The sequence below is a fragment of the Flavobacterium gelidilacus DSM 15343 genome (genome assembly GCF_000422685.1).
GTDB lineage: Bacteria > Bacteroidota > Bacteroidia > Flavobacteriales > Flavobacteriaceae > Flavobacterium > Flavobacterium gelidilacus.
This window is the reverse complement of record NZ_KE383903.1, coordinates 160,565-172,678: the sequence shown is the minus strand read 5'-3', so window position 1 is coordinate 172,678 and position 12,114 is coordinate 160,565. Positions and strand designations below refer to the sequence as shown.

The following is a 12,114-nucleotide window of genomic DNA, read 5'->3' as shown; positions in this document are numbered from 1 at the left end:
TCTTCAAAAATTATAATGAGAAAAAAAGTCACTTTAAAGCAAATTGCAAAGGAATTAGATGTTTCTATTTCAACCGTTTCTAAATCCTTGAAAGACAGTCATGAAATAAGTGAAGATACTAGGCAAAAAGTTCAAGCATTTGCTAAATTATACAATTATAAACCAAACAATATCGCCTTAAGTTTAAAGAATAAAAAGACTAAAACGATTGGTATAATTATCCCAGAAATTGTTCATCACTTTTTTGCAACAGTTATTAGTGGAATAGAACAGGTAGCTAATGAAAATGGATACAATGTAATTGTTTGCTTATCAGATGAATCATTTGATAAAGAAGTTATTAATATGGAGCTTTTAGCCAATGGAAGCACTGATGGTTTTATTTTGTCACTTTCGAAAGAGACCCAACAAAAAAAAGATTTTCATCACATACAAGAAATTATTAGCCAAGGAATGCCAGTTGTAATGTTTGATAGAGTTACAAATGACGTCTTCTGTGATAAAGTTATAATTGATGACCAACAAGCTGCCTATGATGCCATTCAATTCTTTATTTCTAGAGGATTTAAAAAAATCGCATTACTAACAACGGTAGATTATGTAAGTGTTGGAAAGTTAAGAACAGATGGTTATTTAAAAGCTTTAAGAGAAAACGGGATTGAAATCAATGAAGATTTAATAGTAAAAATAGAAGACATTGATAATTGTTCCAATAAAATTGAATCACTAATTAAAAATCAAGAATTTGATGCTTTGTTTGCAGTAAATGAGCTTTTTGCAGTAACAGCAATTAAATTAGCCAATAAGCAAGATAAAAAAGTCCCAGATGATTTTTCTGTTATTGGTTTTACTGATGGAATTATTTCTCAATTTTCAACGCCAAGTATTTCTACAGTAAGTCAAAATGGAATTAAAATGGGGAGAAAAGCCGCAAAAATGCTAATTGATAGACTCGAGAAAGATGAAGAAGATGAGCTTTACACAACAGAAATAATTGAAACTGAATTGGTTTTAAGAGAATCTACTACAACGTGATAGTGTTTTTTAAAACACTGTCATTCAATTATATATAAATATTTTATATGCAAAATGGATTTGTTAAATCTTATTAAAATGTTTTTTCAATTAAAATAAAATATATATTTGTGACATCAAAGCTTATAACTTTACTTCGAAAATAAATTAAGTTTTGATAAGCAATTAAATATCGCTTATCGTTTTATTAACCAATTAAATACGATAATGGAAAAGCGTAAGCTAAATTTCTGGCAAATTTGGAACATGAGTTTTGGATTTCTAGGAATACAATTTGGATTTGCCTTACAAGGTGGATTCATGTCTCGAATTTTTCAAACTCTTGGTGCCGAAGTTGATGATATTCCAGGGTTATGGATTGCAGCACCTTTAACAGGTCTTTTAGTTCAACCAATAATAGGATATTTATCAGATAATACGTGGAGTCCAAAATTTGGAAGAAGAAAACCATATTTCCTTATCGGAGCTATTTTAGCTTCTATTACCTTATTTTTTATGCCTCATTCTCCAGCATTATGGATTGCTGCAGGATTATTATGGGTGCTTGATTCTTCAATTAACATTAGTATGGAACCTTTTCGTGCTTTAGTAGCTGACAAACTTCCAGAATCGCAACGTTCAAACGGATTTGTCGTTCAAACACTAATTATCGGAATTGGAACATGGGTAGCGAGTAACTTACCTTGGTTAGTAAATAAATTAGGAGTTTCAAATGAGGCTTCTGCGGGAGTTATTCCACAATCTGTTGTAGTTGCATTTTCAATTGGTGCTTTTGTATTTATTGCTAGTATAGTTTATACATTATTAACAACAAAAGAAGATCCACCAGAAAATTTAGAAGAATTTCTTTCAGAAAAAAAAGAGTCAAGATTTATTCCAGATTTAATGACAAGTTTAAAAGAAATGCCTTCAACCATGAAAAAACTTGGCTTAATTCAATTTTTTAGTTGGTTTGCCTTTTTCACCATGTGGAGTTTATCTATGCCTGCCTTAACAGAGCATGTTTTCAATGCACCTAAACCTGATGCCAAAGAATATGCTCAATTAAATACTGAAGGTGAAGTTCTTAAAAATGATAAAAAAGAGCCTATTTTCTTAAGTGTAGAAAAAGAACAAGGGTATAAAGCAAAAGATAAAGTTTATAATGACGCAGCGGATTTAGTGGGTTCTTCAACCGGAGTCTACGGACTTTCTTCAATGGCTTTTGCTCTTTTATTGTCTTTCTACACTATGAAAAATAAAATAAACAGGAAATTAATTCATATGGCTTCCCTAATTTTAGGAGGTTTAGGATTTATCTATATGTTTTATGCAACGCCATCAACCTTACTATATTCTTTTATATTGATAGGTTTTTCTTGGGGAAGTATTCTTTCAATGCCTTATGCCATGTTATCGAGTTCAGTAAATCCTAAAAAAATGGGAATGATGATGGGATTGTTCAATATGTTTATTGTAATTCCCCAAATTATTGCTGCTCTTGGCGGAATAAATTTCTTGTATAAATTAATCGGTAGTGAGCATATAAACGCAATGCTTTTAGCAGGAATTTCATTAATTATTGCAGGATGTTGTAATTTATTAATTACAGACAAAAACGCAATTTCAGGTTAAAAATTAAAAAATGAGTAAAAAAACATTCATATTCGACCTTGACGGAGTAATTGTTGACACAGCAAAATATCACTTTTTAGCATGGCAAAGATTAGCGGCTCAAATAGGAATCGAATTTACGCCAGAACACAACGAACAACTTAAAGGAGTTAGTCGTGTAAGATCTTTAGATCTAATATTAGCTTTAGGAAATGTGGATGCGACTCAAGTCCAAAAAAACGAGTGGTTGCTTCAAAAAAACACAGAATATCTGACGTATATTGAAGAAATGGACGAAAGTGAAATTCTTCCTGGTGTAATGCAAGTGCTAGACTATTTAAAACAACACGAACAAAATATAGTATTAGGTTCGGCTAGTAAAAATGCAAAACCAATTCTAGAAAAAGCAAAAATTATGCATTATTTCGATGCTATTGTAGACGGAAATGATGTATCAAATGCAAAACCTGATCCTGAAGTATTTCTTCAAGGTGCAAATAAAGTAAACGATATTGCTGAAAACTGTATTGTTTTTGAAGATTCTGTTGCAGGAATTCAAGCTGCGAATTTAGCCAATATGATAAGTATTGGAATCGGAGAAACAGATGTTCTCCACGAAGCAGATTATATCTTTAACGATTTTACGTTCATAGATTTAAGCTTTATAGAAAATTTAATAAATGAAAAATGTGTTTAATGTTATATAGCTTAACAATTAAACAATTAAACAAAATATAGAATGAACCAAGATTATATAAAACCAGATAATTGGTCCATCATTGAAGAAGGATTTGATGCAAGTAGAGTAAAATCATCTGAAAGTTTATTCAGTATTGGTAACGGTGCGATGGGGCAACGTGCTAATTTTGAAGAATCTTATTCAGGAAAAACTTTCCAAGGAAGTTATATTGCTGGAGTTTATTATCCAGATAAGACACGTGTGGGTTGGTGGAAAAATGGTTATCCAAAATATTTTGCCAAAGTGTTAAATGCTCCAAATTGGATTGGAATTGATATCGAAATCAACGGGGAACAACTAAATTTAGCCACTTGTTCTGAAGTAAAAAATTTCAGAAGAGAATTAAATATGAAAGAAGGTGTTTATTCACGTTCTTTTGAAGCTACTTTGCAAAATGGTACGCAAGTTGGTGTAAATGTAAAGCGATTTTTATCTTTAGATTTAGATGAATTAGGTGTAATTAATTATGAAGTAAAAGCTTTAAATAAAGATGCAAAAATAGTTTTCAAACCTTATGTTGATGCCGGAATCACAAATGAAGATACCAATTGGGATGATAAATTTTGGGATATTTTAGAAATCAAAAACAAACAGAATTCAGGATTCATTGTTTCAAGAACTTTAAAGACTAATTTTTCTGCTTGTACATTCATGCACAATAGTTTTGTAGTAAACGGAAAAATTACAGATGTAAATCCAACAAATATTGAAAAATCTGAAAATAAAACGCAATTCTCATACGAATTTGCTGCTTCAAAAGGGCAAACGATTACGATTCAAAAATTAGGTGGTTACACGGTTTCTACTAATCACGATGAACAACAATTAATCAAAGCTTCACAAGACGTTATTGATAAAGGATTAGAATTTGGTTATGAAAAATTACTTCAAAATCAAATTGAGGCTTGGGCAAAAATTTGGGAAATGAGTGACATTACCATTGATGGTGACGTAAAAGCACAACAAGGAATTCGTTTCAATATTTTCCATTTAAATCAAACATATTTAGGAAAAGATTCGCGTTTAAATATTGGTCCAAAAGGATTTACAGGAGAAAAATATGGAGGTTCAACTTATTGGGACACGGAAGCGTATTGTATTCCTTTTTACATGGCTACAAAAGATCAAAATGTAGCAAGAAATTTATTGACTTATCGTTACAATCAGTTAGATAAAGCTATTGAAAATGCTCAAGATAATTTAGGATTCAAAAACGGAGCTGCTTTATATCCAATGGTTACCATGAATGGTGAAGAATGTCACAACGAATGGGAAATCACACACGAAGAAATTCACAGAAATGGTGCAATTGCCTTCGCGATTTTTAACTATTATCGATATACAGGAGATTATTCATATATTCCAGAAAAAGGTTTAGAAGTTTTAATCGGAATTGCTCGTTTTTGGCATCAAAGAGCTAATTTTTCAACAGCCAAAAAACAATATGTAATTCTTGGAGTAACAGGTCCAAATGAATACGAAAATAACGTAAACAACAATTGGTACACGAATTATATCGCTAAATGGTGTATCGATTATACTATTGAACAAATCAATAAAATAGAAAAAGAATATCCATCAGATTATACTCGAATTTTAAATAAGGTAAATCTAGCTGCAGCTGAAATTTCAGACATGAAAAAAGTAGCTGACAACATGTATTTTCCATATTCAGAAGAAAACGGAGTTTATTTACAACAAGATGGATTTTTAGATAAAGAATTAATTACAGTTGCGAATTTAGATAAAACACAACGACCAATTAATCAAAAATGGTCTTGGGACAGAATTTTACGTTCACCATATATAAAACAAGCAGATACATTACAAGGATTCTACTTTTTTGAAGACCATTTTACCAAAGAACAATTAGAGAAACATTTCGATTTTTATGAACCATTTACAGTTCATGAAAGTTCACTTTCTCCTTGTGTGCATTCAATTCAGGCTGCTGTTTTAGGACGGATGGAACAGGCTTATACTTTCTATTTACGAACATCACGTTTAGATTTAGATGATTACAACAAAGAAGTGCATGAAGGTTTACACATCACATCAATGGCTGGAACTTGGATGAGTATTGTAGAAGGTTTTGGTGGAATGAGAGTTAAACAAGGAAAATTATCTTTCGAACCTAAAATTCCAAAAGAATGGAAGGCCTATTCGTTCAAAGTAAATTTCAGAAATTCGATTGTTAAAGTTGAAGTAAATCACAACGAAACTAAAGTAAGTGTGGAAGGAAATCAAGACATTGATGTTTTAGTAAATGGAAAATCACAATTAGTTAAATTATAATACAATGAAGCAGTTTTTAGTTTTAATTCTCACAATCATAGTTTCAATTTTTGGAAACGCACAAGAATTCAAATCACCAAACGGTAATTTCACCATGAAATTTTCCTTATTAAATGATGGAACTCCAACGTATCAACTTTCTTACTTAAACAAAGAAGTAATAAAATCTAGTAAGTTAGGATTGGAATTAAAAAACGACAAAAAATCATTGTTAAATGAATTTAAAATTGACAGTGTTCAAAATTCAACTTTCAACGAAACATGGAAAACCGTTTGGGGTGAAGAAACAGAAATTAGAAACCATTACAATGAACTAGCTGTTGTTCTTAGTCAAAACGAAACAAATCGACAAATGATCATTCGTTTTAGACTTTTCAATGATGGTTTAGGTTTTAGATATGAATTTCCACAACAAAAAAACTTAGTTTATTTTGTAATTAAAGAAGAAAGAACAGAATTTGCCATGACTGGTGATCACACTGCTTTCTGGATTCCAGGAGATTATGACACACAAGAATACGATTTTACAGAAAGTAAATTGTCTGAAATAAGAGGTTTATTTAAAAAAGCAGTAACAGATAATGCTTCACAGCAACAATTTTCTGAAACCGGAGTTCAAACTTCATTAATGATGAAAACTTCAGACGGAATTTACATCAATCTTCACGAAGCGGCTTTGATTAATTATTCGTGTATGAGTTTAGATTTGAATGACAAGACTTTTGTTTTTCAATCACACTTAACTCCTGATGCAAAAGGTGATAAAGGCTATATGCAAGCACCTTGCGTCTCACCTTGGAGAACAATGGTTATAAGTAATGATGCTCGAGATATTTTGGCTTCAAGAATGACTTTAAACTTAAACGAACCTTGTAAAATTGAAGATACTTCTTGGATAAAACCAGTAAAATATGTTGGCGTTTGGTGGGAAATGATAACAGGAAAAAGTTCATGGTCATACACAAACGATTTTCCAGCAATACAATTAGGAGTAACCGATTATTCAAAAGCGAAACAAAATGGAACGCACGCTGCAAACAATAAACATGTTAAAGAATATATAGATTTTGCTGCACTTCACGGATTTGATGCCGTTTTAGTAGAAGGTTGGAATGAAGGTTGGGAAGATTGGTTCGGACAATCAAAAGATTATGTTTTTGATTTCGTGACACCTTATCCCGATTTTAATGTGCAAGAAATTCATGCTTACGCAAAATCAAAAGGTGTAAAAATGATTATGCATCATGAAACTTCTGGTTCAGCAAGAAACTACGAACGTCACATGGATAAAGCTTATCAATTCATGAAAGACAACGGTTATGATGCTGTAAAAAGTGGTTACGTTGGAAATATGTTACCAAGAGGTGAACATCATTATAGTCAATGGATAATAAATCATTACCAATATGCTCTTGAAAAAGCAGCTGATTATAAAATTATGGTAAATGCTCACGAAGCAGTTCGTCCAACAGGAATAGCCAGAACTTATCCAAATTTAATTGGAAATGAATCAGCTCGTGGAACAGAATTTCAAGCTTTTGGAGGTTCAAAACCAAATCACACGACAATTTTACCGTTTACAAGATTAATGGGCGGACCAATGGATTATACTCCTGGAGTTTTTGAAATGGATATTGCTAAATTAAATCCAAACAATAATTCACATGTTAATGCTACGATTGCTAATCAATTAGGATTATATGTTGTGATGTATTCACCTTTACAAATGGCGGCCGATTTACCTGAGAATTACAATCGTTTTTTGGATGCTTTTCAATTTATAAAAGATGTTCCTGTGGAATGGTCTGAATCAAAGTATTTAGAAGCAGAACCAGGATATTACATTACAATTGCTAGAAAAGATAAAAATTCAAACAATTGGTTTGTTGGAAATTCAAACGGAAATAACGCAAGAACTTCAACAATAAATTTAGATTTCCTAGAAAAAGGTAAAAAATACGAAGCAACAATTTATGCTGATGCAAAAGAAGCTGATTACAAAACGAATCCTCAAGCTTATAAAATTACAAAGCAAAAAGTAACTAGTAAGTCAAAATTAAAAATGACTTCAGTGGCAGCTGGTGGTTACGGAATCAGTATTGTTGAAATAAAATAAGTTTCACCTTTTCATGCTGAATTGGATTCAGCATCTAAAATAATTAAACATGAAAAAACAGATAGTAGTTTTATTCCTTTTAATAACAACTTTCACCTTTGCTCAAATCGACAAGATGGAACCACCATTTTGGTATGAAGGTATGAACAAAAGTGAAATTCAAGTTTTATTTTACGGAAAAAATATAACAGAAAACACAGTTTCAATTTCAAATAGTGTTATCATCACAAACGTGACAAAAACGGAAAACCCAAATTATGTTTTCGTTACAATTGACACAAAAAATGTTTCAGTTCAAACTTTAAAATTCACGTTCAAAAACGGAAAGAAATCATTTACTAAAGATTTTGAAATCAAAAAGCGACGAGAAAATTCGGCTTTAAGAAAAGGTTTTGATGCTTCGGATGTGGTTTATTTATTAATGCCAGATCGTTTTGCCAATGGTAATGAATCCAACGATTCTTCTTCAAAATTACAAGAAAAGGCAAACAGAGAATTACCAGGTGGAAGACACGGTGGAGATGTTCAAGGCATTATCGATAATTTAGATTACATAAATGAATTAGGAGCAACAGCTATTTGGAGCACACCAATGTGTGAAGATAATGACAAAGGCTATTCCTATCACACTTACGGACAATCAGATGTGTATCAAATCGATGCGCGTTATGGTTCCAATGAGGATTACAAACGTTTAGCTTCAGAAATGCACAAACGTGATATGAAACTAATAAAAGATTACGTTACAAATCATTGGGGTGCAGAACACTGGATGTTTAAAGATATGCCAACTTATGATTGGTTTCATCAATTTCCAGGTTACGCTCAAAGTAATTATCGAATGACAACTCAATACGATATTAACGGTTCAAAACGCGATGCTAAATATTGTATGGATGGCTGGTTTGTGCCAAGTATGCCAGATTTAAATCAAACTAATCCTTTAGTATTGAATTATTTGATTCAGAATGCGATTTGGTGGGTTGAATTTGCAGATTTAGACGGTTTTCGTGTTGATACTTATTCGTATTGCGATAAAGATGGAATTGCAAAATGGACCAAAGCGGTTATGGATGAATATCCCTATTTTAACATAGTTGGAGAAGTTTGGATGCACGATCAAGCACAGATTTCGTATTGGCAAAAAGACAGTCCCATTTCAAAAATTCAGAGTTATAATTCCTACTTACCTAGTGTGATGGATTTTACTTTACACGATGTTTTTGGAAATGTTTTTAACGAAGAAAATGCTTCATGGAATGACGGAATGATAAAGTTTTACGATAATTTTGTGAATGATTTCTTGTATGCTGATCCAAATAATTTGTTGCTGTTTTTAGAAAATCATGATACAGTTCGTTTTAATGAAATCTATAAAAATGATTTTAAGAAATACCAATTGGGATTGACTGTTATTGCAACAATGCGAGGCATTCCTCAAATATATTATGGTTCAGAAATCGGAATGGCTGGTGATAAAGGAAATGGTGGTGATTCTGAAATCCGAAAAGATTTTCCTGGTGGTTGGAAAACAGATAAAAACAACGCTTTTATAAATTCAGGAAGAACAACTGCTCAAAAACAATATTTCGATTTCTCTAAAAAATTATTGAATTGGAGAAAAAATAAAGAGGTAATTCACAACGGAAAACTAACCCATTACATTCCAGAAAATAATGTTTACGTTTACTTTCGTTATAATGATACAGAAAGTGTGATGGTAATTGTGAATAATTCAAAAGACAATCAAAAAGTAAACCTGACTCGTTTTCAAGAAAATTTAATAAAATACAATTCTGGTAAAGATATTTTATCCGGTCAAAATTTTGATTTGAAAAATGAAGTATCCATTGAAGGAAAAACCAGTTTAATTTTAGAATTGAAATAAACATGAAAAAAAACATTCTGATACTTTTCTTCTTTACATTTTCTTTGGCTCATAGTCAAATTAAAAGCTACTCTTTGCCAGAATCTGATAAAGTTGAGGGAACGATAATTAGAATTGATAGTTTTCCCACAAAATTAATTCAACCTAGAAATGTTGATGTTTGGTTGCCTAAAAACTATTCAAAGGATAAAAAATATAACGTGTTGTATATGCATGATGGGCAAAATTTATTTGATGCAAACACAACTTGGAACAAAGAAGAATGGAAAGTAGATGAAGTTGCTTCAAAACTAATAATAGAAAACAAAATCACTGAATTTATTGTTGTTGGAATTCATAATATTCCACAAATTCGATTCTTAGATTTGTTTCCCAAAAAAGCACTTAATTTTATTGCAGAAAAAGATAAAGAATATATTTTTGATTTAGCTAAAAAAAGAGGTGTGACTATTTCTGAAAACGATTTTAAAGGAGACGATTATTTAAAATTTATAGTAGAAGAAGTAAAACCTTATATTGATGAAACCTACTCAACATTAAAAAATCAAGAAAATACTTTTGTTGGCGGATCGAGCATGGGAGGTTTAATGTCAATGTATGCCATATGTGAATATCCAGAAATTTTTGTTGGAGCAATTTGCATTTCAACGCATTGGCCTGGATTATTACCTAATGATGATCAAACAATTCCAAATTCATTTTTTAGTTATTTAGAAAAAAATATTCCAAATTATAAAAATCATAAATTTTATTTTGACTTTGGAACAGAGTCATTAGATCGATTCTATCCTCAATATGAAGAGACGGTAAATAAACTATTCAAGGAAAAAAATTACACATCAGTAAATTATAAAAATTTAAAATTTGAAGGAGAAAATCATTCTGAAGTTTCATGGCAAAAAAGACTAGATATTCCCTTTGAATTTATGTTTAAGAAATAAAAAATAGCAGAAATGAAAAAAATACTTTTATCAGCATTACTACTTGTAGCTTTAATTAGTTGTAAAAAAGAAGCTAAAGAAACTGAAACAACAACAGAAGAAGTAAAATCAGAAATCGCACAATTTTCTCCAGAAGTAGAAGAAAATGCTGTGATTTATGAAGTAAATATTCGTCAATATTCACCTGAAGGAACTTTTAATGAATTCACAAAAGACATTCCAAAATTAAAAGAATTGGGAGTAAAGATTATTTGGGTGATGCCTATTTTTCCAATTTCTGAAACTAAAAGAAAAGCAACTGGTGGTGATGATAGTAAATTTGCTTCAGAAATGCCAAAAGAAGAGCAACATAAATATTTAGGAAGTTATTATGCAGTTTCAGATTTTAAAGCTGTAAATCCTGAATTTGGAACAATTGAAGATTTCAGAAAAATGGTAAAAACAGCTCACGATAACGGAATGTATGTTATTTTGGATTGGGTGCCAAATCACACAGGTTGGGATCATGTTTGGATAAAAGAACACCCAGAATTTTATACTAAAAATGCAAAAGGTGAAATTATCGACCCAATCAATCCAGAAAACGGAAAATCTTGGGGCTGGACAGACGTTGCCGATTTAAATTACGACAACCAGAAACTTCGTAAAGAAATGACTAACGATATGTTGCATTGGATAAAAAATGAAAACATTGATGGTTTTCGTTGTGATGTGGCAAGTAATGTTCCTACAGATTTTTGGCAACAATCTATTCCAACATTAAGAAAAGAAAAAAATATTTTCATGCTAGCTGAAGCTTGGCAACCAGAATTAATGAAAGACAATTTATTTGACATGGGGTATAATTGGACAAGTCATCATTTAATGAAAGACATTGCTCAGGGTAAAAAAAACGTAAAAGATTGGGATAAGTTTATTGTAGATGATATAAATAAATATGAAGCAAATGATATTTTAATGAGCTTTGTAGATAATCATGATGAAAATTCTTGGAATGGAACTATTCAAAGTAGATTGGGAAAAGCAGAAGAAGCTATGACTGCATTAAGCTACATAACACCAGGAATGCCATTAATTTACAGCGGAAACGAATATGGATTAAACCACAGTTTAAAATTCTTTGAAAAAGATTCAATTCCAAAAACAAAAGGAAAAGATTGGGATTTTAGAGCTAAACTAGGAAGTTTGAAAAACAATAACATTGCTCTAAATGGTGGAAAAAACAAAGCAACTTACACAAGAATAAAATCTTCAAAAGATGATCAAGTTTTAGTTTTTGAACGAGTAAAAGACGGAAAAAAAGTTATCTATATGGCAAATTTATCTTCAAAGCCAATTGAGGTAAGTGTTCCTTTAAATGGAAGCTACAAAGATCTAATTTCAGGTGAAACTATTGGATTAAATGAAAAACAAATTTATCCGTTAAAAGCTTGGCAATATTATATTTTACAGCAATAATATTTCTTCATGTTACAATAAAAGCATCAATTTTTCAATTGGTGCTTTT

The 12,114-nt window shown here is 31.1% G+C and carries 8 protein-coding genes; all 8 read left to right on the top strand.

The window, feature by feature from the left end:
• The first annotated feature begins 15 nt into the window (after positions 1 to 15).
• A complete protein-coding gene (locus tag G507_RS0110540) occupies positions 16 to 1,035 on the top strand; it encodes a LacI family DNA-binding transcriptional regulator (RefSeq protein ID WP_026717441.1) in 1,020 nt (339 codons plus the stop codon).
• A 207-nt stretch (positions 1,036 to 1,242) separates the two neighbouring features.
• Positions 1,243 to 2,649 carry an MFS transporter gene (locus G507_RS0110535; RefSeq protein ID WP_026717440.1) on the top strand — a complete coding sequence of 469 codons (1,407 nt, stop codon included), beginning with the start codon at positions 1,243 to 1,245 and terminating at the stop codon, positions 2,647 to 2,649.
• 10 nt (positions 2,650 to 2,659) lie between these two features.
• Positions 2,660 to 3,325 carry a beta-phosphoglucomutase gene (gene pgmB / locus G507_RS0110530; RefSeq protein WP_026717439.1) on the top strand — a complete coding sequence of 222 codons (666 nt, stop codon included), beginning with the start codon at positions 2,660 to 2,662 and terminating at the stop codon, positions 3,323 to 3,325.
• A 42-nt stretch (positions 3,326 to 3,367) separates the two neighbouring features.
• On the top strand, positions 3,368 to 5,662 hold the full coding sequence (locus G507_RS0110525; RefSeq protein WP_026717438.1) for a glycoside hydrolase family 65 protein: 2,295 nt from the start codon (positions 3,368 to 3,370) through the stop codon (positions 5,660 to 5,662).
• Between the two features lie 4 nt (positions 5,663 to 5,666).
• On the top strand, positions 5,667 to 7,778 hold the full coding sequence (locus G507_RS0110520; protein ID WP_026717437.1) for a glycoside hydrolase family 97 protein: 2,112 nt from the start codon (positions 5,667 to 5,669) through the stop codon (positions 7,776 to 7,778).
• Positions 7,779 to 7,827: 49 nt separating this feature from the next.
• A complete protein-coding gene (locus G507_RS0110515) occupies positions 7,828 to 9,666 on the top strand; it encodes a glycoside hydrolase family 13 protein (protein ID WP_026717436.1) in 1,839 nt (612 codons plus the stop codon).
• 2 nt (positions 9,667 to 9,668) lie between these two features.
• Positions 9,669 to 10,607, top strand: a complete 939-nt coding sequence (locus G507_RS0110510; RefSeq protein ID WP_026717435.1) for an alpha/beta hydrolase — start codon at positions 9,669 to 9,671, stop codon at positions 10,605 to 10,607.
• A 12-nt stretch (positions 10,608 to 10,619) separates the two neighbouring features.
• Positions 10,620 to 12,065 carry an alpha-amylase family glycosyl hydrolase gene (locus tag G507_RS0110505; protein ID WP_026717434.1) on the top strand — a complete coding sequence of 482 codons (1,446 nt, stop codon included), beginning with the start codon at positions 10,620 to 10,622 and terminating at the stop codon, positions 12,063 to 12,065.
• Positions 12,066 to 12,114: the final 49 nt, after the last annotated feature.